A 23,304-nucleotide genomic window follows, 5' to 3' on the forward strand; every position below is an offset into this window, starting at 1 on the left:
TTATTCTCCTTGCCAGCGTTGCAAGAAGACGCCGTCCGCCTCTATCGGCAAATATTGATGGTAGAACTGCGCCAGATTGCGCGCGGGATCAACATCGGTAAACGCGGCGGGATAGAGCGCTTTTGCCAGATACTGGACAAAGATAAAATCGTAAATCGTGCGCGCGCCGCCATGGTAAAGCGCATAAAGACGCTGATTTTTTACCGCCGGCAGTTGCGGCCATCCCGCCCGCCGGGCGTATTGCGTCAGGCGCGTCTGTAGGGGGGCTGCCTGCGTGCCGTAGCCCATCGGCACGGCGTTCGGCATGTTTTCCCAGTCGCCACCGGCGAGAAAAATCACCTCGGGCCGTTGGGTCAGGACATAGTCGGCGCGCAAGGGGGAAGGGCTGCCGACGACGCCGGCGGCGATATTGTCGGCGCCGGCCAGCTGCAGCAGCGGCCCCCAGATCGATGCGCCATAGCTGCTGCCGTACTCGCCGGGGCCCTTGTCCCCCAGCTCAATGTAGGTGACCGGCGGCGGCAGCTGCGCCTGGCGGATGCGCCGCCGGGTATCCTCGAGACTTTGGCGATATTCGTCGGCCAGCCGTTCCGCTCGCTCGGCGTGGCCCATCGCCTGGCCCATTAACCGGATGCTGGCGAGCTTGACTTCAACGCCCTGATTGAAGTCGACGACGATGTAAGGAATGTTGAGCTGTTGCAGCACCGGCAGGTAGTTGGCGAAGCCGTCGAGCTGCCACTTCGCCAGGATCAGCAGGTCTGGCCGCGTGGTCAGCAGGCGTTCAAAATCGAAGCTCTGGTTATAGAGCGAACCGACATCGACCAGCTGAGCGAGCCGTGGCAGCGCCGCCTGATAGCGCGTCCATTGGCTGGCGCGCAACGCCCAGTCGCTTTTGGAGAAGGCGACGACCTGTTGATAACTCTCCGGGCCGTTCACCGCCAGAAAGTCTTCGTAGTAAAAGCCGATATAGGCGCGCTGTGCGGGGGCGGCCAGGGTAACCTGGCGTCCTTCAACGTCGGTGAGGTGAATTTCAGCGTGCGCGACCTGGCAGAAAAGCAGCCACGTCGCCAGCATCCAGACGATACGCGATAACATGATTGACATCCCTTTACGATTAATTGTGATGTTATAATGTAACAATTAATCGCGAGATTCAAACTTTCGTCGCCGCTGAATCAGGCGGGGCATGATGAAACGCGCTGAGCGGATATTGGCCTATAAAGCGTGAGGATAACGGTTCTCGTTGTCATGGCGTGCGGGCAAAGAAATTTTTCTGCAAAATCCCTCCGCCTTGCGCAACAATCGTTTACAATTTGCCAAATCCCGGTCGCGCGTCGTTTTTGTAAAGTTTCGTATTTTTAGTAGGTTAATGGCGCGCAACTCTTGAAACTGTGACGAATGCCCATACGATCCAGGGTATCTGGACAGTGTTTTGTTAACATTTATGAGGAAGTAAACATTTTATGATGCGTATAGCTCTGTTCCTGCTCACCAACCTGGCGGTGATGTTGGTTTTCGGGCTGGTGCTCAGCCTGACAGGAATCCAATCCAGTAGCGTTCAGGGCCTGATGATCATGGCCGGTCTGTTCGGCTTCGGCGGCGCTTTCGTGTCGTTGCTGATGTCCAAATGGATGGCGCTGCGCTCCGTGGGCGGGGAAGTGATTGAACAGCCGCGTAACGAAACCGAAAACTGGCTGCTGGAAACGGTGCGCCGTCAATCGCAGCAGGCGGGCATCGCCATGCCGCAGGTCGCTATCTACCACGCGCCGGACATCAACGCCTTCGCCACCGGCGCACGGCGCGACGCTTCGCTGGTCGCCGTCAGCACCGGCCTGCTGCAGAGCATGAGCCGCGACGAAGCGGAAGCGGTTATCGCGCACGAAATCAGCCACGTCGCCAACGGCGATATGGTGACCATGACCCTGATCCAGGGGATCGTGAACACCTTCGTCATCTTCATTTCGCGCCTGATCGCACAGGTTGCCGCCGGCTTCCTGGGCAACCGCGACGGTGAAGGGGAAGGCAACGGCAACCCGATGATTTACTTCGCCGTGTCGATGGTGCTGGAACTGGTGTTCGGCATCCTGGCGAGCATCATCACCATGTGGTTCTCGCGTCACCGCGAATTCTATGCCGACGCCGGTTCCGCCAAACTGGTGGGCCGCGAGAAGATGATCGCCGCCTTGCAGCGTCTGAAAACCAGCTATGAACCGCAGGAAGCGGGCAGCATGATGGCGTTCTGCATCAACGGCAAATCCAAGTCGTTCAGCGAGCTGTTCATGTCGCACCCGCCGCTCGACAAGCGCATCGAAGCGCTGCGCACCGGTCAGTACCTGAAGTAATCGGCTGAATGAAATGAAAAACCCCGGCTTGCCGGGGTTTTTTTATGGCATGCCTGAACCGCTATTTCAGCGGCGGCGACGGATTCAACAATGAAATTCGGCAATGAATGGGGTGAGCGCTTCACCGAAGTTTGCGGGCGTTAATGCCGTGCAGCAGCGCCCGAAGTCCCTGAAGCCCACCTGCAAACCGCGTCTTTCGGCCTCTCAGCCTGGGCAGGCGCGGTGCCAGATCACCCGGTGAGAGGGCAAGCCGCATCGGGCCCGGTCACGACCGCCTGTTTGGCTTTGTAAGCGCATGTTATATGCTTTGGCACAATGACATTTGTCCCTGAGGCCCTATGAAAATCAACCACCTTCCCTTACTCAACGGTGATGAGGTGTCGGCGCGCCTGGCCGCATTGGCTGGCGGTGTCGCCGATGCGGTTGCGGAATTGTTGAACCGGCATGATGACGATGATGAGCCGCCGGCTATTCGCTGGCATTCAGGCGATCTGCGCCAGCCGGCGTTTTTCCCCGACGAGCACGACGGCCACGATTACGATTACCTGATCGTGGACGGCGATGTGATCGTGGAGGGATGCCTGGCGGTGTCACCGCAGCGAGAGGACGGCGGCATTGTCGTGCTGGGGCGGCTGCAGGCGGATACGCTGATTTGCTGGGGCGGGCTGGTCGTGCGTGACGATGTCCGCATACGCCATGCCTATTGCAGCTCAGGAAACGACGGCGCGTTCGTGGTGGGGGGAGACCTGACCGCGCTCACCCTGGTAGAAACGGGGGAGTTTATCCATGTTCATGGCGATCTCGACGCGCGATGTCTCGCTTCGTTGCAGAACTTCGTTCAGGTTGACGGAGAAACGCGCTGCGACTGCCGCATCGACAGCGCGCAGTCCGAAGATCTGATAAAGCGCATGTTCGCCCCCGGCCTGCTCAAGGCCTTCGAGGGGATGGATAACGACGGCCAACGCCTTGTTGGCTGGTATCCGGATGACGACGCCTATTTAGCCTGTTTACGACAAGGCCGCAGCCCGTTGAGGTGCGGCGACTGACGCCTGGCCTGCCATGCTCCCGGTACCGCACCCGACGCGGCCCGGCCGCCAGTGCTGGCCCCGTCGGTTTTACAATCGATGAGGGCTCGGCTCTTTTATGTGCGCTATTTCACCTCGCGGCTGGGCTGCGCCGTTTGCGTCGTCGGTTGAGTGATGCGCAGGCTGCTGACGGCCGCCGCCAGGGTGGCGAACACCCCAGCCAGGATCAGTGAAGCGTGGGTGCCGGAGGCTGGGAACAGGTTGAACATCAGCGCCACCAGCGCGGCTCCCGAGGTTTGTCCCAGCAGACGGGCAGTGCCCAGCATGCCGCTGGCGCCGCCGCTGCGGTTGCGCGGCGCGGCGGAGATGATGGTGTGGTTGTTGGGCGACTGGAACAGGCCGAAACCGGCGCCGCACAGCACCATGCGCCAGATGATGTCCATATTCGACGGCGCCGCGGGCAGCAGCGCCAGCGAGAACAGCCCGAGCGCGAACACCGCCAGCCCGATGCAGCCCAGCAGGCCGGCATGCACGCGTTCCACCAACCGGCCGGCGATCGGGGCCATCACCACGATCGCCAGCGGCCACGGCGTCAGCAGCAGCCCGGTCGCCACCTCGTCGCGGCCCAATGCGCTTTGCAAGAAGAACGGCAGCGACACCATCGCCAGCATTTGCGCGGCAAACGAGCAGATTGAGGTGCCCATCGACAGGGCGAAGATCGGAATGCGCAGCAGATCGACCGGCAGCAACGGAAATTCCTGGCGCAGCTGGCGGCGCACGAACAGCGCGCCAATCGCCAGCAGCGCGGCGATCTCGCTGAAGATCAGCGTCAGGCTCTGGCCCTGGGCGAAGCCGCTGATGGCGGTGATCAGCAGGCCGAAGGTCAGCGCATTCAGCACGGCGCTGGTGGGATCGAAACGGCGGTTATCGCTTTTTTGGCCGTTGGCCGGCAGGAATTTCATCCCCAGCAGCAGCGCGACGATGCCGATCGGCAGGTTGATGGCGAACAGCCATTGCCAGGACGCGACCGACAGGATAGCGGCCGCCACCGTCGGCCCGGCCGCCGAGGAGCAGGCGACGATCAGCGAGTTGATGCCCATGCCGCGGCCGAGAAAACGCTGCGGGTAGATGATGCGGATCAGCGCGGTGTTGACGCTCATGATGGCGGCGGCGCCAAAGCCCTGCAGCACGCGGGCGATGGTCAGGGTGAGCAGCGAGTCGGACAGGGCGCAGAACAGTGAGGTGATGCTGAACACCAGCAATCCAGCCTGATAGATGCGGCGATAGCCGACCAGATCGCCGAGCGACGCCAGCGACAGCAAAGAGACGGTGATCGCCAGTTGATAGGCGTTAACCACCCAGATGGAACTGGCCGGACTGGCGTTGAGATCGCGCGCGATGGTGGGCAGCGCCACGTTGGCTATCGCGCCGTCGAGCACGGATACGGTAATGCCGAGGGCGATGGCGAGGATCGCCCCATAGCGTTGCGGGACGGGGAGGCCGTCGGAACAAGGACGCATGCAGGTCTCAGCGGTATTTATTCAGGAGAGTATTATCATGCTAATCATATTCGCCTGCGATTGCATGCCCCTTGTCCGCTTAATTGTAAACGGCGGTGAGCGGCAGGCGGTTATTCATTTGGCTTCAATCGCTTAGCCTTCAGCTGCGTTGCGCGTCGCGATCTGTTCCGATTATACTGAAACCCTTGTTTAAATTTCCTGAAACAAAACCGTTAAGTAGGGTATTCGCCATGGCTAACGCAGATTCAGACAAGCAACCGGATGCCGTCTCATCCGTGATGAAAGTGTTCGGCATTTTGCAGGCGCTCGGCGATGAGCGCGAGATAGGCATTACCGAACTGTCCCAGCGGGTGATGATGTCTAAAAGCACCGTCTACCGGTTTCTGCAGACCATGAAAGCGCTGGGTTACGTTTCACAGGAGGGCGAGACGGAAAAGTATGCGCTGACGCTCAAGCTGTTCGAACTGGGCGCCAAATCGTTGCAGAACGTCGATCTGATCCGCAGCGCCGACGTGCAGATGCGCGAGCTGTCGAATCATACCCGTGAAACCATCCACCTCGGCGCCCTGGACGAGGATGGCATCGTCTACATCCACAAGATCGACGCGATGTACAACCTGCGCATGTATTCGCGCATCGGCCGCCGCAACCCGCTGCACAGCACCGCCATCGGCAAGGTGCTGCTGGCCTGGCGCGAGCGGGATGAGGTGGCGCAGATCCTGTCGCAGATTGAATTTACCCGCAGCACCGAGCATACCCTGACCAGCGCCGCCGAACTGTTGCCGGTGCTGGATCGGGTGCGTGCGCAGGGATACGGCGAAGATGCCGAAGAGCAAGAAGCGGGGATCCGCTGCATCGCGGTACCGGTCTTTGACAGGTTCGGGGTGGCGATCGCCGGGCTGAGCATCTCTTTCCCGACGCTGCGCTTTTCCGAAGCGGCGCGGGAGGAGTATGTGGCGTTGCTGCACGTCGCCGCCCGACGCATTTCTGAACAGCAGGGCTATCACGATTACCCGTTCTGACCTGCGTTTCGATGAACAAGGCGCCTTGCTGTTATTTCGCGCTGGGCGTCAGCCGCTGAGAAATCCGCTCCAGCACCAACATCAGCAACAGCGTGGCCGCCACCAGGATCATGGTCAGCGTTGCGCCATTGGCGATGCTGCCGCGATCGGTCAGGCTGAAGATCGTGACCGGCAGCGTCGCCCAGCTCGGCGGGTAGATCATCATGGTCGCGCCCAGCTCCCCCATCGACAGCGACAGGCTGAGCGCGAAGGCGGAGATCATGTAGGGGGCGATCATCGGCAGGGTGACGTGGCGCAGGCGAAACAGCGGCGAAGCGCCCAGGCTGGCGGCGACGTTCTCGTAGTCGTCAGGCAGCCGGGTCAGCCCGGCCATGACGTTGCCGAAGGTAAAGGCGGAAATCAGCACGAAGTGGGCGGCGGGCACGATCAGGAAGGTGCCGTTCATCTGCAGCGGCCCCTGGCTGAACGCCACCAGCATCCCCAAACCGATAGAGACCGAAGGCACCGCGCTGGGAATGAAAAACAGCGTGCCGAGCAGCCGTCGGCCGCGTTCAGGCACGTGGCGCAGCGCCAACGCCGCCCAGGTGCCGCACAACAACGCGAACAGGCTGGCGCTGAAACCGATAGCCAGACTGGCGATCAGCGCGTCCCAGGAGGCGCCGCTGAACGCCTGGCGGAAGTGGCTGAGGGTGAAGCCGCTCGGCAGCACGCCGCTCCACTGTTCACTGAGGCTGGACATCAGGATCACCGCCAGCGGCAGGCAGAAGAACAGGGCGAACAGCGTGACCGCCAGTGTGCAGGTCAGGGTGCGTCCGGTGCGAGACCAAATCAACATCGTCAGTTCCTCAGCCCGGCGCGCGCCGCGGCGTAGCGGTAAAGGGAGAACAGCCCGAGCGACAGCGCGATATTCACGACGGCGATCGCGCAGGCGACGGCGTAGTCCGATTCCAAAATCGCTTTGGCGTAGACCATCATCGGCAGCGTGGTGACGCCCTTGGCGCCGATAAACAGCACGATGCCGAACTCATTGGTGGTCAACAACAAACACAGGCTGCCGCCGGCCAGCAAGGCCGGCAGCGCGGCCGGTAAAATCACCTGGCGCACCACCCGTCCCGGCCGGGCGCCGAGGATGCTGGCGGCCTCGAGCTGGCTGCGGTCGATCTGTGACAGCGCCGCCATCAGTGGGCGCATCACCAGCGGGGTAAACACGGTGATTTCCGCCAGGATCACCCCCCAAATGGAGTAAAGAAAATCCACCGGCGGCAGGGTGAAACCAAAGGTCGCCATCAGCGTGCCGTTCAGCAGGCCGGCGGAACCGTAGATGAACGTGAAGGCCAGCGTGATGAGGAAGGTCGGCATGGCGATAAAGGTATCGATCACCCGGGCGATCAGTCGGCTGCCGGGGAACGGCGTGAACACCAGCAGCAGCGACAGCAGGGTGCCGAGCACCAGGCAGCCCAGCGTCGCCAGCAGCGCGATCTGCAGCGTGTTGAGAAGGGCGCCGACAAAGCGGCGTGATTCGAACGCCTGTTGCAGCGCGGCGGCGCTGAACAGCCCCTGGTCGTCGGTAAATGCCTGTTTGATGATCAACGCCAGCGGGTAGAAAAACAACGTCGCCAGCGCCAGCAGCGGCAACAGGATCCACAGGCGGCGCGGCAAACGCAGCCGCTGGGCCGGGCGAGTAAGCGTAGAGTCGGTCATGTCAGTCCTCGATCAGTACTGCATCGTCGGGGGCGAAATAGAGCGGCACGCATTCGCCGATCTGCGGCATCCGGCTGCGATGGGTGGTGACCACGCGCAGAGGATGGCCTTGAACGTCGAACTGCAGGTGCGTCAGTTCACCCTGCCAATGAATATCGCGCAGCGTGCCGATAAGGCAGTTGCTACGCTGGGCGTCGGCATCGAGCGCAATATGCTGCGGCCGGATGCACAGCAGCTTGTCGAAGCCGCGTTGTGCGCCGTAGGTGAAACAGCCGATCACTTTGCCGGCGCAGCTGACGGTGGTCATGCCTTGCCCGGTGGTGGTCTCCAGCGCGGTGGCCGGCAGCAGGTTGGCGCGGCCGAGAAACTCGGCGGCGAAGCGGTTCGTCGGATGGTGGTACAACGCGCGGGTTTCGCCGTGGGCGATCAGGTGGCCGTCGCGCATGATGCCGATCTTGTCCGCCAGCGTCAGCGCTTCGCCCTGATCGTGGGTGACGTACAGGATGGTCAGATCCGGCAGCTCGCGGTGCAGGCGGGCGATCTCTTCCACCATGCTGTGGCGGATTTGCGCGTCCAGCGCCGACAGCGGTTCATCCAGCAACAGCACTTTGGGGCGCACCGCAATGGCGCGGGCGATCGCCACCCGCTGTTGCTGGCCGCCGGAAAGCTGGCTGGGATAGCGCCTGGCGTAGGCGGACATGCCGACGATGGCCAACGCTTCTTCGACGCGCTCGGCGGTCAGGCCGCGCGGCTTGCCCTGGGCGCGCAGGCCGAACGCCACATTGTCTTCGACGCGCATATGCGGAAACAGCGCATAGTTCTGCACCACCATGCCCAGGCCGCGTTCATAGGGCGGCACGTCGGTGACATCGATATCGCCGATGGCGATGCGTCCGGCGGACGGCTGCACGAAACCGGCAATCGCTCGCAGTACGGTGGTTTTGCCCGAGCCGGAGGGGCCGATCAGCGCCAGCACTTCGCCGGGCGCGATGGTGAGCGTCAGGGGTTTCAGCACTTCGGTGCCGCGGTACGACACGCTGACGCGGTCGAGCTGAATGCCCGACGGCCCGGCGATGTCCCGGCTGTTATCCCGCGCCTCAGCGCGGGAAGCGAGAAGAGAAGGCATGGTCAGCGTCATTCTGTCACCTTGTGCCAGCGGGAAATGTCGGCGGACAGGCTGCTCACCACCTGATTCCAGTCCGGCGCCCAGATATCCACGCCCTGCAGCGCAGCCTGCGACTGCCTGAAGTTATCGTCGGTCGGGGTCACGTCTTTACGCACCGGTATGCCGTAGGAAATGGCGCTGACGCTGCTCTGCGCCTCTTTGCTCAGCAGGAAATCGATCAGCTTTTTGCCGTTGGCGCTTTGCGGCGCGCCTTGCACCAGGCCGATGTAGTAAGGCAGCACCAGCGTGCTGCGCTTGCCGTCCGGCCCGGCCGGCCAGAACACCTTCACGTTCGGGTTGCTGCGCATCTGCGCCAGGTTCATCTGCAGATCGCCGTTGGCCACCAGCAGCTCCCCTTTATTGACCAGCGCGGTCAGCTTGCCGGTGGAGGCGGAAGGGCCGACGTTGTTGCTTTGCAGCTTGCCGAGGTAGTCGAAACCGGCGTCTTTGCCGCCGAAGCTGTGGAACGCCTGCAGCATCACCGCAGTGCCGTCGCCCGCCTGGCCCGGCGTGGAGTACTGCAGCTTATTGCGGAACTGCGCGTCCAGCAGCTGTTGGTAGCTGGCGGGCGCCTGCGGCAGCAGTTTGGCGTTATAGATGAAGCTCAGGTAGTTGTTCACCAGCGGCACGAACTGCGGCTGCGCATCGGCGATTTGCGCGGCAGCCTGCGGGGTAAAGTCCTGCAGCAGTTTTTCCGCCGCCGCGCGTTGAATGAACGGCGGCAGCGTCACGAGCACGTCGGCCTGCGGGTTGCTGCGCTCTTTCGACAGGCGTTCCACGATGGCGCCGGAGCCGCCTTCGACGTACTGCACCTTGACGCCGGTCGCCTGGGTGAAGGCGTCGAACTGCGTTTGATACCAGCTGTGATCGCCGTCGTGCAGACCATCGGCGGAGTAGACGGTCACCACCGCCTCGGCGGCCCAGAGCGGCGCGGAGCCGAGTGCGATGGCGGTCATCACGACCAGTCGAGAAAGTTTCATAGCTTCAGCCTCACTGTTACGGGTTAATGCGAAACTGGTATACACCAGATATGCGGCCACGCTAATCGGCGAATATGACAAACAAATGAAATCAGCAAAATATCATTGCCGGGAACGGGGAGGACGACGCGGGAGAGAAAGGCGGGCCTGCGTGCGCAGGCCCCGTTGGGCAGGGGGTTAAAGCGTATCGACTTCGATGCGCAGGCTGTCGTGGCGCCAGTATTCGATATCGAAATCGAGAATGCGGCCGTGCTGATCGTAATTCAAGCGGCGCAGCAGCAACGCGGGCAGGCCGACCATGGCACCCAGCGCGTTGGCGGCGCGATAAGGCAGGGCGGTCGGGTAGAACGACAGGTGCATGTTGCTGTAAATCAAATCGTAATGCTGCTGATAAACCTCGGTCAGGCTGCCGTTGAGATCGTGGCTGAGCAGTGCCGGCACCCGTTGCGGCAGGCAGTGGTTCTCGCAATAGCAGATGGCGCGGCCGTCGGCATAGCGCACCCGGCGCAGCAGATACACCTGATCGAACGGTTCGAGCGCCAGCGGCTGCATCACGTCGAGCGGCACCGTGGTTTTTTCGCCGGACAGCAGCGCGGTGCGTGGCGTGCGCCCTTGCTCCTGACAGAGACGGTGGAAGTTGGTGTTTTGCGTCGGATCCAGCCACAGCCGCTCCGGCGTGACGAACCAGCCGCGACGATCGGCGCGGTAGATGGCGCCGGTGGCTTCCAACTGCGCCAGGCTCTCGCGGATGGTGACGCGGGTGGTGGAGAAGATGGCGCACAGCTCGCGCTCCGAAGGCAGCTTGTCGCCGGCCTGCAGCGCGCCGCGGGTGATGCGCGCCTGAAGCTGATCCTTGATCTGCAGATAGTGGGGCATATCGCCCGGATGTTCTTTCATTTCATCTCGCTATGGCATCGGCCTGGCATTCCGGCCCGCTTATTATACATAGCCAGATGAATTTTTTGTTTCACCGCGCTTTGCCGTTTGACCTGGGAAGGAATTTGCCGCCACAATCAGCGCAATCTGGTATAGACCAATAGGTGAATAACATGTCCGACCGTAACTACCTGCTGTTGACCCCCGGCCCGTTGACCACGTCGAAAACGGTGAAAGAGGCGATGCTGTATGACAGCTGCACCTGGGATGAAGATTACAACCTCGGCGTAGTGCAGCGCATTCGCCAACGGTTGGTGGCGCTGGCGACGCCGTCCGCCGGCTATACCTCGGTGCTGTTGCAGGGCAGCGGCAGCTTTGCGGTAGAGGGCGTGCTGGGCACGGTCATCGGCCCGCACGACAAGCTGCTGATCGTCAACAACGGTGCCTACGGGGCGCGGATGATCGAAATGGCGCGGCTGATGGATATCGACCACCACGCGTTCGACTGCGGCGAGGTGAACGAACCGGACGTGGCGGCGATGGAGGCGGTGCTGAAAAGCGATGCGCGCATCAGCCATATCGCCATGGTGCACTGTGAAACGACCACCGGCATGCTCAACCCGCTGCAGAAGGTCGCCGGTCTGGCGGCGCGCAACGGCAAGACCTTTATCGTCGATGCGATGAGCAGCTTCGGCGGTATCCCGCTGGATGTGGACGCGCTGGGCATCGATTTTCTGATCAGCTCCGCCAACAAATGCATTCAGGGCGTGCCGGGCTTTGCTTTCGTCATCGCCCGCCGCAGCGAACTGGAGAAATGCGCCGGCCGTTCGCGCTCGCTGTCGCTGGATTTGTATGCCCAGTGGCGCTGTATGGAAGACCAGGCCGGCAAATGGCGCTTTACGTCGCCGACCCACACCGTGCTGGCCTTCGCGCAGGCGCTGAAAGAGCTGGAACAAGAGGGCGGCATTGCCGCGCGCCACCACCGCTATCACGCCAATCAGCGTCGGCTGGTGGCGGGCATGCGTGAACTGGGCTTTGAGACCCTGCTGGACGATGCGCTGCATTCGCCGATCATCACGGCGTTCTATTCGCCGAAGGCCGACACTTACCGCTTCGCCGAGTTTTATCAGCGCCTGAAGCAGCAGGGCTTCGTGATTTATCCCGGCAAAGTGTCGCAGAGCGACTGCTTCCGCATCGGCAACATCGGCGAAATTTATCCGCAGGATATCGAACGTTTGCTGGCGGCCGTCGGGCAGGCGATGTACTGGAATCAATAAGGATTGACCATGAAACAGATCAAGGCAGTGATCCTCGACTGGGCCGGCACCACGGTGGACTTCGGCTCCTTTGCGCCGACGCAGATTTTCGTCGAGGCGTTCAAACGCACTTTCGATATCGACATCAGCCTGGCGGAAGCGCGCATTCCGATGGGGCTCGGCAAATGGCAACACATTGAGGCGCTGGGCAAGTTGCCGGCGGTTGACGCGCGCTGGCGGCAGAAGCTGGGCCGCTCGATGAGCCACCAGGATATCGACGCGCTGTATCAAGCGTTTATGCCGCTGCAAATCGCCAAAGTGGTCGACTTCGCCGATCCCATCGAGGGCGTGCCGCAGGTGATTGCCGCTCTGCGTGAACAGGGCATCAAAATCGGCTCCTGCTCCGGTTATCCGCGCGCGGTGATGGCGGTGCTGGCGCCTGCCGCGGCGCAGCGCGGCTACGCGCCGGATTACTGGGTCGCCACCGACGATCTCGCGGCCGGCGGGCGACCGGGGCCGTGGATGGCGTTGCAAAACGTGATTGCGCTGGGCATCGATGCGGTGACGCATTGCGTGAAGGTGGATGACGCGGTGCCGGGCATTGCCGAAGGGCTGAACGCCGGGATGTGGAGCGTCGGGCTGGCGCTGTCCGGCAACGAGTTTGGCGCGACCTGGCAGGAGTATCGCCAAATGCCGCAAGGGGAGATCGAGCGCCGCCGCACGGCCGCCGCCGATAAGCTGTACGCGGCGGGCGCGCACTATGTGATAGACACGCTGGCGCAATTGCCGGGTGTGATCGCCGATATCAACCGGCGGCTGGCGAACGGCGAGCGGCCGTAACGACCGAACGCAGGGCATAAAAAAACCGGGGATCATCCCCGGTTTTTTCGTTCGCGGAAGGCGTTAACGGTGAGCCAATTCGACTTCGTCTTCGCTGTCCATCACGGCTTTGTCGGTTTGCTTCATCAGTTGGCTGGTGATGGTGCCCGCCGCCATGGAACCGTTGACGTTCAGCGCGGTACGGCCCATGTCGATCAGCGGTTCGACCGAGATCAGCAGCGCGACCAGCGTCACCGGCAGGCCCATCGCCGGCAGCACGATCAGCGCGGCGAAGGTGGCGCCGCCGCCCACGCCCGCCACACCGGCGGAGCTGAGGGTGACGATGCCGACCAGGGTGGCGATCCACACCGGATCCAGCGGGTTGATGCCGACGGTCGGCGCAACCATCACCGCCAGCATCGCCGGGTAGAGGCCCGCACAGCCGTTCTGGCCGATGGTGGCGCCGAACGACGCCGAGAAGCTGGCGATGGATTCCGGCACGCCCAGGCGGCGAGTCTGCGCTTCCACGTTCAATGGAATGCTGGCGGCGCTCGAGCGGCTGGTGAAGGCGAAGGTGATTACCGGCCACACCTTGCGGAAGAACTTCAGCGGGTTCACGCCGGTGAAGGCCAGCAGGATGGCATGTACCACGAACATGATGGCCAGGCCGATGTAGGAGGCCACCACGAAGCTGCCGAGCTTGACGATGTCGTGAATGTTGGAGCCGGCGACCACTTTGGTCATCAGCGCCAGCACGCCGTACGGCGTCAGCTTCATGACCAGACGCACCAGCTTCATCACCCAGGCCTGCAGGGTATCGATAGCCACCAGCACGCGCTCGCCTTTCGGCTTGTCGTCTTTCAGCAGCTGCAGCGCCGCCACGCCGAGGAAGGTGGCGAAAATCACCACGCTGATGATCGAGGTCGGGCTGGCGCCGGTCAGATCGGCGAACGGGTTTTTCGGGATGAACGACAGCACCATCTGCGGCACGGTCAGATCGGCCAGTTTACCCACGTAGTTGGTCTGGATCGCCGTCAGGCGCGCGCTTTCCTGCGCCCCCTGCACCAGGCCTTCGGCGGTCAGGCCGAACAGGTTGGTGACCAGCACGCCCACCAGCGCCGAGATCAGCGTGGTGAACAGCAATGTGCCGATAGTCAGAACGCTGATTTTGCCCAGCGAAGAGGCGTTATGCAATTTGGCGACCGCGCTCAGGATAGAGGCGAAGACCAGCGGCATGACGATCATTTGCAGCAGTTGCACATAGCCGTTGCCGACAATGTTGAACCAACTGATGGATTCTTTCAGTACCGGGTTGTCGGCGCCGTACACCAGCTGCAGCCCCAGACCGAACACCACGCCGACCACCAGGCCGACCAGCACTTTTTTCGCCAGGCTCCATTGCTTGTGGCGGGTTTGCGCCAGCAGCAAAAGGAGCGCGACAAACACCAGCACGTTAATCACGAGCGGAAGATTCATCCCCAATATCTCCAATAATCTTTCTTATATAAAAACGACTACGCACCATTAGGTGTGTCGCGATGTAAATATCGTAACAGTTTGCCGAGGGGCTCACTTATATCCAAATGGAATTTAATATAGCTTTTTGTGTGATTTTGTTCGTTTTATATACGCATGGGTGATGAGTTGAGCGATTTTTTGTGATCAGAGTCTAATATTTCTGATTTGCTCTACGTAGGATTGCACCGGGAGGGTGAAATCACCTTGCCAGCAGATGGCAAACGCCACCAGGCAGAGGCACAGCACGCGCTCCAACTGATTGCCTTTTTGCGAGTTGAGCAGCGGCAGGCGAAAACGCCAGCGGCACGGCCACAGCAGCGGCACACCGGCGGGGGTGAGCATGTCGGCCAGCAGATGGCTGAAGTAACCGATGATCATGGCGTGCAGCGCGTCGGCCGGGATCGGCCAACTGCGCGGCACATCAAGCTGAAACAGCGCCATGCCGCCGGCGATCGCCAGCAGGCTGTGGGTGAAACCGCGGTGGCCGAAGGCGCGGGCGATGGGAATGGCGATCCAGCGCAGACGCTGGCCCAGCACCGACTTGGGGTGATCGATGTCCGGCAGCAGTGAGGTCAGCAGCGCGGCGGGTATGATGTGCCACCAGTCGCCGGTAGCCAGCTCTGGCGTCACTTCCGCCTTCTTGGCGAAGATCGCGCAAGCGACAGAGAATATAAGGTGTCCTTCCGCGGTCATGCTGTTGCGATTCCGACTGGTAAACTGTTAATTTATCCAGTATATGGGAAAATTCCCAGTAGTGGAAGCAGTTACCCTGTAACCAATTGTTTATTTTTCCCTGTTTTACAACGGCTTGTTACGGCAATGGGTAACAAAGCATCGATTTTGACGGGCGAGAACAAAAAGCGGGCGATGGGGGGCGTATGGCGGTGAGAAAAAAGGACGGTTGCTCGGCGTGTGGCGGGAGGAAGCGGCGGCCTTGAACCGCGCTGCGTGGCAGTGACAACGCGCCGCGGGCCGTCGCTTTCCCTGCCATGCAGCATAATGAGAACGTCATGCTAATTCAATAAAATGAAACGGTGTTTCGTTTATTTTGCGGTGCGGATCCCTTTTATGACGCAGAGCGGCAAACCCAGGGCGCCGATGGCCGGCGCCGCAGGTCAGGCAAAGTGGGCGGGGGTGAGCTGTTCCAGGGTGTCCAGTTTGTGGTCCGCCAGCGCCCAGCGCGGATCGTGACGGTATTCGGCTGCCGGGATCACGATGGAACGCATGCGTGCGGCCTTGGTGGCGATCATGCCGTTAAACGAGTCTTCCAGCGTGATGCAGCGCAGCGGATCGCTGCCCAGGCGTTCGGCGGCGATCAGGTAGACCTCCGGATGCGGCTTGCTGTACGGCAGGTATTCGGCGGAAACCAGCTGATCGAAGTAATCCTCAAGCTCGAACATCTTCAGCACCTGCCGTTGCATGTGCAGCGGCGAGGCGGAGGCGAGACCGATGTTCAGCCCCTGGCGGCGGCACAGCTCCAGCGCCTGCTGAACGCCCGGCAGCAGCGGGCGCGTCTCGTGCACCAGCTCGATGGCGCGCTCGATAATCCGCGCCGACACCTCATCAAGCGAAACCCCTTGCCACGGCATCGCCTGATACCACATCTTCACCACCAGATCGATGCGCAGCCCCAGCGTGTCCGGCAGCTTGTGACGGTCGGACAGATCCAAACCCAGCGCGCCGAAGATATCCAACTCAGCCTGCAGCCACAGCGGTTCCGAGTCGATCAACAAGCCGTCCATATCAAAAATTGCGGTTTCAATGCGTTGCGAATAAGCCATTAACGGTTAACTCCTGCCGGCGCGGGTGAATGTGCCCGACACTTTATCATCGCCGGTGACGAGACTAAAACCTTTGCCTGCGCGTTTGGCTTTTGCCAAAACGCAGGATATTCCACACCTCGCGCAATTTTAGCCACCAGCGCTGGTGTTGACGCTCGGTGACCTGTTGCAACATGCGTGCGTAGTCCAGCACCAAACCCGGCGTCCAGGTCATGCTTTCGCCGCGGCTGCGCAGTACCGCCAGCATCCACAGGTTGGGATCGAGCACCAGCAACAGAAAGCGGCGCCACAGATGTTTATCGCCCAGCACGCCTTCCAACGCGCTGTCGAGCGCGCCGATGACCGTGGTGGAGCAGTTGCGCCGGGTCAGATTGTAGGTGGCGTCCTGCCGATAACGCAGCCAGAATGCGCGCAGCGCCGCCGGGTTATAGCGGTAGAATTGAATTTTCTTGTCCGGGGGGCACCAGGTGGCGATCTCGCCCGCCAGGTCGGGCAGGAAACGCCCGTCGACGTTGTTCTGTTCGCCGGCATGCAACAACTGGCGGAAATCCTGAACGGAATGGCTGATGTCGTTGAGCGGGTAGTGACTGATATACACATCCGGCGCGAGCGCCAGGGCGGCGTGACCGGTGGAGATATTGCCGCCGCCGTCAACCGCCGCGATGTATCGGTCGACGATATAACGCCGGCGCGGATCTTTAGCCGCACCAATCGGTGTCCAGACATACACCGTGAGCGGCGCAGTCTTATCCTCCGGGTGCGGTGGCTGCCGCGCGGGGTGCTGATTCAGAGAGAAGCTTGTCAGTCTCCGGGCGATACGCAATAAGGCCCAGCCGGAAAGCACCATCATCACGCCGAGGCAAAAGGGCACCGTCATCCGATGCGGCGCCGGCCAGCCGACAAAAATCATCAACGAAAGCAGGATCTCGCCGCTGCCCGCCAGCGCCACGCCTTTCCATCGACTGTGTTGAATCACCGTGGAGGAGGCGATGCGCACGGCGCCGTCAAGCAGCAGCGCGCTGCCAAACACCACGGTGGCGACGATGTTATCGTCTGCGGGCACGTCCAGCATTAAAAAGGCCATAAAGACAAAACCCAATCCTTTCAGCAGCACTGGCCTGCTGGCCGAAGAGCCGATCACCAGCGCGGCGGATACCGCCACCAACCCCTCCAGCGCCAGGATGACCGCCAGCGCATCCAGCGCCAGCACCGACCGGCCATCCTGCAGTATGTCGAACAGCATCAGCGCCCCTGCGGCTATCCACAGCCAACCGAACAGCACCAGCAGACGGCGCTGACCGTGCAGCGCCTGCGCGCCCAGCAATAAGATAATCAGTCGAATCATGGCGGCCTCTGCCCGAATGGATAACGTTATCTCTTCAATGATAGTGTGCCGGCGCGGTTAAGTTTTTGATTTCGACTAATTCGGCTAAGCTTGTAGCACAGCGGGAGTGAAGAAAACGGTGGGCGAGTTTCGCCAACAGCAGGTAGACTTAGCCGATTCGGTTACGTCGCTAACAAGGGGAACACATGACGTATCAACAGGCCGGGCGTCTCGCCATTTTGAAACGCATTCTCGGATGGGTGGTTTTTATCCCGGCGTTGCTGTCGACGCTGATTTCCGTGCTGGGTTTTATCTATCAGCACAGTGAAAAAACCAAGGGCATCAACGCGGTGATGCTGGATTTCGTTCACGTGATGGTGGACATGGTGCGTTTCAACACGCCGTTCCTGAACCTTTTCTGGTACAACTCACCGGTGCCCGACGTGGATAAAAGCCTGTTCAGCGGCGCCAATCTGATGTTCATCATCATCTATATTCTGATCTTCGTCGGGCTGGCGCTGCAGGCTTCCGGCGCGCGCATGTCGCGTCAGGTCAAGTTCATCCGCGAAGGGTTGGAAGACCAGATGATCCTGGAGCAGGCCAAGGGCAGCGAAGGGCACACGCGCCAACAGCTTGAGGAGCGCATTACGCTGCCGCACCACACCATCTTCCTGCAGTACTTCCCGCTGTACATCCTGCCGATCGTGATTGCGGTGATCGCCTGGTTCGTGATCCGCCTGTTGGGGCAGTTGGCCGGCGCGGCCTGAACCATGAACGGGGCGCCGCTCGGCGCCCCGGAACGTTATGACGCTTCGGGCTGCAACAGCGCCTCCACCGCGCGTTGGGCAGCCACCAAATGCTGGCCGCCGAACAGATTGCTGCGGTTGAGCAGGTAGTACAGCTGATACAGCGGCTGGCGTTCGATAAATCCGGCCCCCAGCGGCCACACGCTCTGATAGCCGTCGTAGATCTGCGGCGGCAGCTCCGGATACAGCGGCAGCATCGCCAAATCGCACTCTCTGTCGCCCCAGTAGCTGGCCGGATCGAACAGTATCGGTCCGTTGGCGGTCATCGCGCAGTTGCCCGGCCACAGGTTGCCGTGCAGCAGGGAAGGCTGCGGCTGGTGGTGCTGCAAGCGCAGATACACCCGATCGACGATGTCGTCGATGTCGCCGAAGGTCATGCCTTTTTCCGCCGCCAGCTGCAGCTGCCAGCCGATGCGTTGCTCGGCGAAGAATTCCGACCAGCGGCGTTGCCAGGCGTTGGGTTGCGGGGTGGTGGTCAGATCGCTGTCGAAGTCGAGACCGAACTGCGGTTGCTCGCTCCATTGGTGCAGATGTGCCAGTTGTTGCCCCAGGCAGTAGGCGCCATGGGCGTCGAGGGGTTTCAACTGCTGATACTCCAGCAGCAGGAAGCTGTAGTCGCGATCGCTGCCGACGCCGTACACTTCCGGCACCCGCACGCTTTTGCTGCGCGCCAGCAGCGCCAGCTGATCGGCCTCGGCGGTGAATATCGGCAGTTGTTCACGGGCGTCGCATTTCACGAACACCTCGTTGTCACCGTAACTCACGCGCCACGCCGGGTGAATGTCGCCCCCGGGCAGTTCAATCCTTTCGCGTATCTCTGCGCTGCCAAGATGTTCACTTAACAGACGGCTAACGGCTTGCCACATGGTATTTCCCCCTCTGTGCTGCCTGATAATTCATTAGGTTAGCGTCTTTCCCGTGGTGAAAACACGACGCGGCGCACAGCCGGCGTCAAAGGCGGCGATTTTTTCAGCATCCCGCCAGCTCACAGTATATACCCTATTGATTAATTTAAGCGCAATACCGGTTGCAACTTGATGACAACGGATAAGGGGGCAGAGGAAACAGGATGCGGCGGAGAGCGCCGCCGCATCAGAGGAGGGCGTTTAACTGTCGCCCAGGGCGGTTTGGTTACGCTGTAACGGACGCAGTTTACCGTACAGTAAGGCGATAACGAACAGCACGGCCTGTACAATGACGATGCAGGGCCCGGTTGCGCCGTCGATGTGGAAACTGATCAGCGTGCCGAGCACGCAAGAGAACACCGACACCACCGTCGCCACCATCAGCATGCGATCGAAGCGGCGGCACAGCATAAAGGCGATGATGCCGGGGGCGATCAGCATGGCGATCACCAGGATCACCCCCACAGCCTGCAGCGAGGCGACGATGGTCATCGCCAGCAGACACAGCAGCCCGTAGTGCAGCAGCTTGACCGGCAGGCCAATCACCCGCGCATGGTGCGGATCGAAACAGTAGAGCATGAAGTCTTTGCGTTTAAGCAACACCACCGCCAGGGTGAAGCCGGCGATCAGCAGGGTTTGCTTCAGCTCGCCGTCGGTGATGCCCAGCATGTTGCCGAACAGAATGTGGCTCAGGTGCTGGTCGGTGTCGATGCGCGAGAACAGCACCAGGCCGAAGGCGAACATGCCGGAGAAAACGATGCCCATCACCGTGTCTTCTTTCACCCGGCTGTTCTCTTTCAGGTAGCCGGTGGCCACCGCGCAGAAGATGCCGGAGAGGAAGGCGCCGATCGCCAGCGGAATGCCGATGACGAACGCCACTACGATGCCGGGCAAGACGGCGTGCGAGATGGCGTCGCCCATCAGCGACCAGCCCTTGAGCACCAGATAGCAGGAGAGCACGGCGCATACCACGCCGGTGACGATGGCGGCGACGATCGCCCGCTGCATGAACGGGTAGGCGAAGGGTTCGCTGAGCAGTTGGTAGAGCGTGTCCATCAGCGGCCTCCGGTTGGTGACTGTGCTACGCGACGTTTTGCCGCCAGCAGGCCGTGTTTCGGCGCGAAGCAGAACGCCGCCAGGAACACCAGCGTTTGCAGGGTGACGATCACCCCGCCGGTGGCGCCGTCGAGGAAGAAACTCAGGTAGGCGCCGATGCCGCTGGTCAATGCGCCGATGATGATGGCGATGATCACCAGCCGGCTGAAGCGGTCGGTCAGCAGATAGGCGGTGGCGCCCGGCGTGATCACCATGGCGATCACCAAAATGGCGCCGACGGTTTGCAGTGCGGCGACGGTGCAGGCGCTGAGCAGGGTGAAGAACAGGATCTTCAGCTTCAGCGGCGACAGGCCGATCGACACCGCGTGGCTTTCGTCAAAGAACACCGCCAGCAGATCTTTCCACACCAGGCACAGGATCAGCAGCGAAACGCCGATGATGATTTCCACTTGCAGCACGTCTTCGTCGGCGATGCCGAGGATATTGCCGAAGATGATCGACTGTACGTTGACCGAGGTGGGGTTGAGCGACACGATCAGCAGGCCGACGGCAAAGAAGGTGGAGAAGATAAAGCCGATGATGGCGTCTTCGCGCAGCCGGGTGATGTGGCGCACCAGCGTCATCGCCAGCGCCGCCAGCATGCCGGTGAAGAAGGCGCCGGCGGCGTAGGGCAGGCCGAGGGCATAGGCGCCGGCCACGCCGGGCACCACCGAGTGCGACAGCGCATCGCCCATCAGCGACCACCCTTTCAGCATCAGGTAGGCGGACAGAAACGCGCAGGCGGCGCCGACGATGGCGCTGACCCAGATGGCCTTCACCATGTAGTTATAACTGAAAGGTTGCAGCAGAAGGTCCAGCATCAGGATTGTTTCTCCCTGGCCTGACTGTTGGCAGGCGGATCGCTCTTGGTGTGGCCATAGAACACCGCCGGGCGTTCATCGTCGGTCAACACCGTGACGGTGCGCGGATCGTTGTCGTCGTGCAGATCCGGGCCGGAGAGGTTGATATGGCGCAGCACGCCGCCGAACGCCAGCTCCAGATTGCTCTGGGTGAAGGTGGTTTCGGTCGGGCCGGCGGCCAACACCGTGCGGTTGATGAGGATCACCCGATCGCAGAACTCCGGCACGCTGCCGAGGTTATGGGTGGAAACCAGGATTAAATGCCCCTCGTCGCGCAGCGAGCGCAGCAGATCGATAATGGCATTCTCGGTTTTCACATCCACGCCGGTGAAAGGCTCATCCAGCAGCAGCACCGTGCCCTGCTGCGCCAGGGCGCGCGCCAGAAACACGCGCTTCTTCTGACCGCCGGAGAGTTCGCCGATCTGCCGGCCGCGCAGCTCGCTGAGGCCGACGCGCTCCAGCGCCTTGTCGACCCGTAAGCGATCCTCGCGCGACGGAATGCGCAGGAAATTCATCTTGCCGTAGCGGCCCATCATCACCACGTCTTCCACCAGCACCGGGAAGTTCCAGTCGACGTCTTCGGTTTGCGGCACGTAGGCGATCAGGTTCTTTTTCAGCGCGTCCGCCACCGGTTTGTCGCTCAGCGACACCCGGCCGCTGGTGGGCTTGACCAGCCCCATGATGCTTTTGAACAGCGTCGATTTACCGCTGCCGTTAACGCCCACCAGCGCGCAGATAGAACCGCCGCTCAGGGTAAAACTGGCGTTATGAATGGCGGTGTGCCCGTTGTTGTAGGTCACGGTGACGTCGTCCACGCTCAATTCAGGGCGGACAAACAGCTCATGGGTCATTGATCGAATCCTTTGGCGATGGTTTGCACGGTGGTGTTAAGCAGATCGATATAGGTCGGCACCGGGCCATCGCGGGTGGACAGCGAGTCCACGTACAACACGCCGCCGTATTTGGCGCCGGTCTCTTTCGCCACCTGCCTGGCCGGCTTGTCGGAAATGGTGCTCTCGCTGAACACCACCGGAATATGGTGGGCGCGCACCGCGTCGATCACCCGGCGGACCTGTTGCGGCGAGCCTTGCTCATCGGCGTTGATCGGCCACAGATAGACTTCTTTCAGCTGATAGTCCTGCGCCAGGTAGCTGAAGGCGCCTTCACTGGTCACCAGCCAACGCTGCGCGGCCGGAATGCGCGCCAGGCGTTCGCGCAGCGGGGCGTCCAGCGCGCCGATTTTCTCTGCGTAGGCCTTGGCGTTGCGGTTGTAGGTTTCCGCATTGGCCGGATCGTGCGCCACCAGCGCTTTGCGGATGTTTTCGATATATACCAGCGCGTTGCTCGGTGACATCCAGGCATGCGGGTTCGGGTTGCCGTTATAGGGCCCTTCACGGATTGGCAGCGGGGTGATGCCTTCGGTCACGACCGCCGCCGGCACCTGCTTGATGTTCTCGAAGAAGCGCTGGAACCAGCGTTCCAGGTTCATGCCGTTCCACAGGATCAGGTCGGCGTGCTGCGCTTTGACGATATCGCGCGGGGTGGGCTGGTAATCGTGGATCTCGGCGCCCGGTTTGGTGATGGATTCCACGACGGCGGCGTCACCCGCCACGTTCTGGGCGATATCCTGAATGATGGTGAAAGTGGTCACCACGCGCAGCTTTTTTTCCGCCAGCGCGGGTTGGCTGACCAGAGCGGCGCCGAGCAGCAAACAGGCGAGCGTGAAGGGGCGTAACAGTGCGGCAGCGCGGGGAGGGCGACTGCGACGAAAAGCGCAAGTTATCAATGGCATGATGACGTCTCCTGGTTCAAATGAAAATGATTATCAATATCAATTGAAGCGAAGTCAAGCGTCACTTGCCCACCGCCGGCGGGGCTATTTCTCCAACTGAAAAATAATACCGTCCGGGGAGTTATAGCATTTTATGTATCAGTATGTAACCGCTGAAGGTAGTCCTTACAGGTGCAGATCGCCACCTCCGGCTGTTTTCCCAACGCCAACTGCCCGAACCCCTGCGCCAGTCGCTGCACATCCTCTTGATCCAGAACGGTTATGAACGCAAAACTGTTGCTGCCGAGCTCATGATGAACGCCATTTTCGTCTGTCACCGACGTGACAAAACCTTCACGGGTCAATTGCCCGGTCAGCTTGGCCAGGTCGGTCAGTCCCGCTTCCTGATAGCGAAAAGTCACCACAAAGCAGCTTGTTGCAGATTGACTCATAAATCACCTCTTGGTATATGGATAGCTTGAGATTAGTCCAAAAAATTACTGCAGGTGTCCTTACAAGTTGTATATGCTACGCAACTCAT

23 protein-coding genes are annotated in these 23,304 nt (G+C 61.1%); 6 read left to right on the top strand and 17 right to left on the bottom strand.

Going from position 1 to position 23,304, the window contains the following annotated elements; translation table 11 throughout:
• Positions 1 to 1,092: an ABC transporter substrate-binding protein gene (locus ACJ8IP_RS02240; RefSeq protein ID WP_042784331.1), complete on the bottom strand. Its 1,092-nt coding sequence runs from the start codon at positions 1,090 to 1,092 to the stop codon at positions 1 to 3.
• 368 nt (positions 1,093 to 1,460) lie between these two features.
• Here ACJ8IP_RS02240 and htpX point away from each other — a divergent pair, with 368 nt between their 5' ends.
• Together htpX and ACJ8IP_RS02250 are read left to right on the top strand one after the other, a co-directional pair.
• On the top strand, positions 1,461 to 2,339 hold the full coding sequence (gene htpX, locus ACJ8IP_RS02245) for a protease HtpX (RefSeq protein ID WP_033652481.1): 879 nt from the start codon (positions 1,461 to 1,463) through the stop codon (positions 2,337 to 2,339).
• A gap of 338 nt (positions 2,340 to 2,677) precedes the next feature.
• A complete protein-coding gene (locus ACJ8IP_RS02250) occupies positions 2,678 to 3,385 on the top strand; it encodes a hypothetical protein (protein WP_164106050.1) in 708 nt (235 codons plus the stop codon).
• A 104-nt stretch (positions 3,386 to 3,489) separates the two neighbouring features.
• Here ACJ8IP_RS02250 and ACJ8IP_RS02255 read toward each other — a convergent pair whose 3' ends face one another.
• Entirely contained in the window at positions 3,490 to 4,884 is a 1,395-nt protein-coding gene (locus ACJ8IP_RS02255; protein ID WP_033642854.1) for an MFS transporter, read from the bottom strand.
• 230 nt (positions 4,885 to 5,114) lie between these two features.
• Between ACJ8IP_RS02255 and kdgR the strand changes: the two genes are divergently transcribed.
• Positions 5,115 to 5,906 (top strand): DNA-binding transcriptional regulator KdgR, encoded by a 792-nt coding sequence (kdgR, locus tag ACJ8IP_RS02260; protein WP_033642855.1) that lies wholly within the window; start codon positions 5,115 to 5,117, stop codon positions 5,904 to 5,906.
• Between the two features lie 31 nt (positions 5,907 to 5,937).
• Here kdgR and ACJ8IP_RS02265 read toward each other — a convergent pair whose 3' ends face one another.
• The 5 genes from ACJ8IP_RS02265 to phnR form a co-directional block, all read right to left on the bottom strand.
• Complete coding sequence (locus ACJ8IP_RS02265) at positions 5,938 to 6,741, bottom strand: ABC transporter permease (RefSeq protein ID WP_164106042.1); 804 nt, start codon at positions 6,739 to 6,741, stop codon at positions 5,938 to 5,940.
• A gap of 2 nt (positions 6,742 to 6,743) precedes the next feature.
• Positions 6,744 to 7,607: a 2-aminoethylphosphonate ABC transporter permease subunit gene (phnU, locus tag ACJ8IP_RS02270; RefSeq protein ID WP_164057537.1), complete on the bottom strand. Its 864-nt coding sequence runs from the start codon at positions 7,605 to 7,607 to the stop codon at positions 6,744 to 6,746.
• A gap of 1 nt (position 7,608) precedes the next feature.
• Positions 7,609 to 8,733 (bottom strand): 2-aminoethylphosphonate ABC transport system ATP-binding subunit PhnT, encoded by a 1,125-nt coding sequence (phnT, locus tag ACJ8IP_RS02275; RefSeq protein ID WP_442524380.1) that lies wholly within the window; start codon positions 8,731 to 8,733, stop codon positions 7,609 to 7,611.
• An 8-nt stretch (positions 8,734 to 8,741) separates the two neighbouring features.
• The gene (locus tag ACJ8IP_RS02280) at positions 8,742 to 9,752 is read right to left on the bottom strand and encodes a 2-aminoethylphosphonate ABC transporter substrate-binding protein (protein ID WP_442524291.1); all 1,011 of its coding nucleotides are present in this window, start codon (positions 9,750 to 9,752) and stop codon (positions 8,742 to 8,744) included.
• A 177-nt stretch (positions 9,753 to 9,929) separates the two neighbouring features.
• Positions 9,930 to 10,649 carry a phosphonate utilization transcriptional regulator PhnR gene (phnR, locus tag ACJ8IP_RS02285; protein WP_047026219.1) on the bottom strand — a complete coding sequence of 240 codons (720 nt, stop codon included), beginning with the start codon at positions 10,647 to 10,649 and terminating at the stop codon, positions 9,930 to 9,932.
• Between the two features lie 152 nt (positions 10,650 to 10,801).
• Between phnR and phnW the strand changes: the two genes are divergently transcribed.
• Positions 10,802 to 11,905: a 2-aminoethylphosphonate--pyruvate transaminase gene (phnW, locus tag ACJ8IP_RS02290; RefSeq protein ID WP_072627722.1), complete on the top strand. Its 1,104-nt coding sequence runs from the start codon at positions 10,802 to 10,804 to the stop codon at positions 11,903 to 11,905.
• A 9-nt stretch (positions 11,906 to 11,914) separates the two neighbouring features.
• Positions 11,915 to 12,724 carry a phosphonoacetaldehyde hydrolase gene (gene phnX, locus ACJ8IP_RS02295; RefSeq protein ID WP_116286383.1) on the top strand — a complete coding sequence of 270 codons (810 nt, stop codon included), beginning with the start codon at positions 11,915 to 11,917 and terminating at the stop codon, positions 12,722 to 12,724.
• Positions 12,725 to 12,787: 63 nt separating this feature from the next.
• Here the strand turns inward: phnX and ACJ8IP_RS02300 are convergent, their stop codons facing one another.
• From ACJ8IP_RS02300 to ACJ8IP_RS02315, 4 genes are all read right to left on the bottom strand, one after another.
• Entirely contained in the window at positions 12,788 to 14,179 is a 1,392-nt protein-coding gene (locus tag ACJ8IP_RS02300; protein WP_033652470.1) for an L-cystine transporter, read from the bottom strand.
• Positions 14,180 to 14,365: 186 nt separating this feature from the next.
• Positions 14,366 to 14,914: a metal-dependent hydrolase gene (locus ACJ8IP_RS02305; protein ID WP_033642861.1), complete on the bottom strand. Its 549-nt coding sequence runs from the start codon at positions 14,912 to 14,914 to the stop codon at positions 14,366 to 14,368.
• A 422-nt stretch (positions 14,915 to 15,336) separates the two neighbouring features.
• On the bottom strand, positions 15,337 to 16,002 hold the full coding sequence (gene hxpB, locus ACJ8IP_RS02310; protein ID WP_033652469.1) for a hexitol phosphatase HxpB: 666 nt from the start codon (positions 16,000 to 16,002) through the stop codon (positions 15,337 to 15,339).
• A 64-nt stretch (positions 16,003 to 16,066) separates the two neighbouring features.
• Positions 16,067 to 17,347: an HdeD family acid-resistance protein gene (locus tag ACJ8IP_RS02315; protein ID WP_164106037.1), complete on the bottom strand. Its 1,281-nt coding sequence runs from the start codon at positions 17,345 to 17,347 to the stop codon at positions 16,067 to 16,069.
• A 185-nt stretch (positions 17,348 to 17,532) separates the two neighbouring features.
• Between ACJ8IP_RS02315 and ACJ8IP_RS02320 the strand changes: the two genes are divergently transcribed.
• Positions 17,533 to 18,093, top strand: a complete 561-nt coding sequence (locus ACJ8IP_RS02320; RefSeq protein ID WP_025302601.1) for a YniB family protein — start codon at positions 17,533 to 17,535, stop codon at positions 18,091 to 18,093.
• Between the two features lie 35 nt (positions 18,094 to 18,128).
• Here the strand turns inward: ACJ8IP_RS02320 and ACJ8IP_RS02325 are convergent, their stop codons facing one another.
• The 6 genes from ACJ8IP_RS02325 to ghoS form a co-directional block, all read right to left on the bottom strand.
• Positions 18,129 to 18,998: a fructosamine kinase family protein gene (locus tag ACJ8IP_RS02325; protein ID WP_033642864.1), complete on the bottom strand. Its 870-nt coding sequence runs from the start codon at positions 18,996 to 18,998 to the stop codon at positions 18,129 to 18,131.
• 240 nt (positions 18,999 to 19,238) lie between these two features.
• Positions 19,239 to 20,093: a metal ABC transporter permease gene (locus ACJ8IP_RS02330; RefSeq protein WP_033642865.1), complete on the bottom strand. Its 855-nt coding sequence runs from the start codon at positions 20,091 to 20,093 to the stop codon at positions 19,239 to 19,241.
• The gene (yfeC, locus tag ACJ8IP_RS02335) at positions 20,093 to 20,953 is read right to left on the bottom strand and encodes an iron/manganese ABC transporter permease subunit YfeC (protein ID WP_016927980.1); all 861 of its coding nucleotides are present in this window, start codon (positions 20,951 to 20,953) and stop codon (positions 20,093 to 20,095) included. Before yfeC ends, ACJ8IP_RS02330 begins: the two co-directional genes overlap by 1 nt.
• Positions 20,953 to 21,843: a manganese/iron ABC transporter ATP-binding protein gene (locus ACJ8IP_RS02340; protein ID WP_033642866.1), complete on the bottom strand. Its 891-nt coding sequence runs from the start codon at positions 21,841 to 21,843 to the stop codon at positions 20,953 to 20,955. The genes yfeC and ACJ8IP_RS02340 overlap by 1 nt, the downstream gene beginning before the upstream one ends.
• Positions 21,840 to 22,784: a metal ABC transporter substrate-binding protein gene (locus ACJ8IP_RS02345; RefSeq protein WP_033642867.1), complete on the bottom strand. Its 945-nt coding sequence runs from the start codon at positions 22,782 to 22,784 to the stop codon at positions 21,840 to 21,842. The genes ACJ8IP_RS02340 and ACJ8IP_RS02345 overlap by 4 nt, the downstream gene beginning before the upstream one ends.
• A 131-nt stretch (positions 22,785 to 22,915) precedes the next feature.
• Positions 22,916 to 23,215 carry a type V toxin-antitoxin system endoribonuclease antitoxin GhoS gene (ghoS, locus tag ACJ8IP_RS02350; RefSeq protein ID WP_033642868.1) on the bottom strand — a complete coding sequence of 100 codons (300 nt, stop codon included), beginning with the start codon at positions 23,213 to 23,215 and terminating at the stop codon, positions 22,916 to 22,918.
• Between the last annotated feature and the right edge of the window lie 89 nt (positions 23,216 to 23,304).

Origin of the sequence: Serratia sp. CY52157, assembly GCF_052168495.1 — a bacterium.
Classification (GTDB): domain Bacteria; phylum Pseudomonadota; class Gammaproteobacteria; order Enterobacterales; family Enterobacteriaceae; genus Serratia; species Serratia ureilytica.

What these genes read in the sequence shown, in the direction of transcription:
- ACJ8IP_RS02240 (WP_042784331.1), bottom strand. Translation starts at nt 1,092, where the DNA reads ATGTTATCGCGTATCGTCTGGATGCTGGCGACGTGGCTGCTTTTCTGC.
- htpX (WP_033652481.1), top strand. Translation starts at nt 1,461, where the DNA reads ATGATGCGTATAGCTCTGTTCCTGCTCACCAACCTGGCGGTGATGTTG.
- ACJ8IP_RS02250 (WP_164106050.1), top strand. Translation starts at nt 2,678, where the DNA reads ATGAAAATCAACCACCTTCCCTTACTCAACGGTGATGAGGTGTCGGCG.
- ACJ8IP_RS02255 (WP_033642854.1), bottom strand. Translation starts at nt 4,884, where the DNA reads ATGCGTCCTTGTTCCGACGGCCTCCCCGTCCCGCAACGCTATGGGGCG.
- kdgR (WP_033642855.1), top strand. Translation starts at nt 5,115, where the DNA reads ATGGCTAACGCAGATTCAGACAAGCAACCGGATGCCGTCTCATCCGTG.
- ACJ8IP_RS02265 (WP_164106042.1), bottom strand. Translation starts at nt 6,741, where the DNA reads ATGTTGATTTGGTCTCGCACCGGACGCACCCTGACCTGCACACTGGCG.
- phnU (WP_164057537.1), bottom strand. Translation starts at nt 7,607, where the DNA reads ATGACCGACTCTACGCTTACTCGCCCGGCCCAGCGGCTGCGTTTGCCG.
- phnT (WP_442524380.1), bottom strand. Translation starts at nt 8,733, where the DNA reads ATGCCTTCTCTTCTCGCTTCCCGCGCTGAGGCGCGGGATAACAGCCGG.
- ACJ8IP_RS02280 (WP_442524291.1), bottom strand. Translation starts at nt 9,752, where the DNA reads ATGAAACTTTCTCGACTGGTCGTGATGACCGCCATCGCACTCGGCTCC.
- phnR (WP_047026219.1), bottom strand. Translation starts at nt 10,649, where the DNA reads ATGAAAGAACATCCGGGCGATATGCCCCACTATCTGCAGATCAAGGAT.
- phnW (WP_072627722.1), top strand. Translation starts at nt 10,802, where the DNA reads ATGTCCGACCGTAACTACCTGCTGTTGACCCCCGGCCCGTTGACCACG.
- phnX (WP_116286383.1), top strand. Translation starts at nt 11,915, where the DNA reads ATGAAACAGATCAAGGCAGTGATCCTCGACTGGGCCGGCACCACGGTG.
- ACJ8IP_RS02300 (WP_033652470.1), bottom strand. Translation starts at nt 14,179, where the DNA reads ATGAATCTTCCGCTCGTGATTAACGTGCTGGTGTTTGTCGCGCTCCTT.
- ACJ8IP_RS02305 (WP_033642861.1), bottom strand. Translation starts at nt 14,914, where the DNA reads ATGACCGCGGAAGGACACCTTATATTCTCTGTCGCTTGCGCGATCTTC.
- hxpB (WP_033652469.1), bottom strand. Translation starts at nt 16,002, where the DNA reads ATGGCTTATTCGCAACGCATTGAAACCGCAATTTTTGATATGGACGGC.
- ACJ8IP_RS02315 (WP_164106037.1), bottom strand. Translation starts at nt 17,347, where the DNA reads ATGATTCGACTGATTATCTTATTGCTGGGCGCGCAGGCGCTGCACGGT.
- ACJ8IP_RS02320 (WP_025302601.1), top strand. Translation starts at nt 17,533, where the DNA reads ATGACGTATCAACAGGCCGGGCGTCTCGCCATTTTGAAACGCATTCTC.
- ACJ8IP_RS02325 (WP_033642864.1), bottom strand. Translation starts at nt 18,998, where the DNA reads ATGTGGCAAGCCGTTAGCCGTCTGTTAAGTGAACATCTTGGCAGCGCA.
- ACJ8IP_RS02330 (WP_033642865.1), bottom strand. Translation starts at nt 20,093, where the DNA reads ATGGACACGCTCTACCAACTGCTCAGCGAACCCTTCGCCTACCCGTTC.
- yfeC (WP_016927980.1), bottom strand. Translation starts at nt 20,953, where the DNA reads ATGCTGGACCTTCTGCTGCAACCTTTCAGTTATAACTACATGGTGAAG.
- ACJ8IP_RS02340 (WP_033642866.1), bottom strand. Translation starts at nt 21,843, where the DNA reads ATGACCCATGAGCTGTTTGTCCGCCCTGAATTGAGCGTGGACGACGTC.
- ACJ8IP_RS02345 (WP_033642867.1), bottom strand. Translation starts at nt 22,784, where the DNA reads ATGCCATTGATAACTTGCGCTTTTCGTCGCAGTCGCCCTCCCCGCGCT.
- ghoS (WP_033642868.1), bottom strand. Translation starts at nt 23,215, where the DNA reads ATGAGTCAATCTGCAACAAGCTGCTTTGTGGTGACTTTTCGCTATCAG.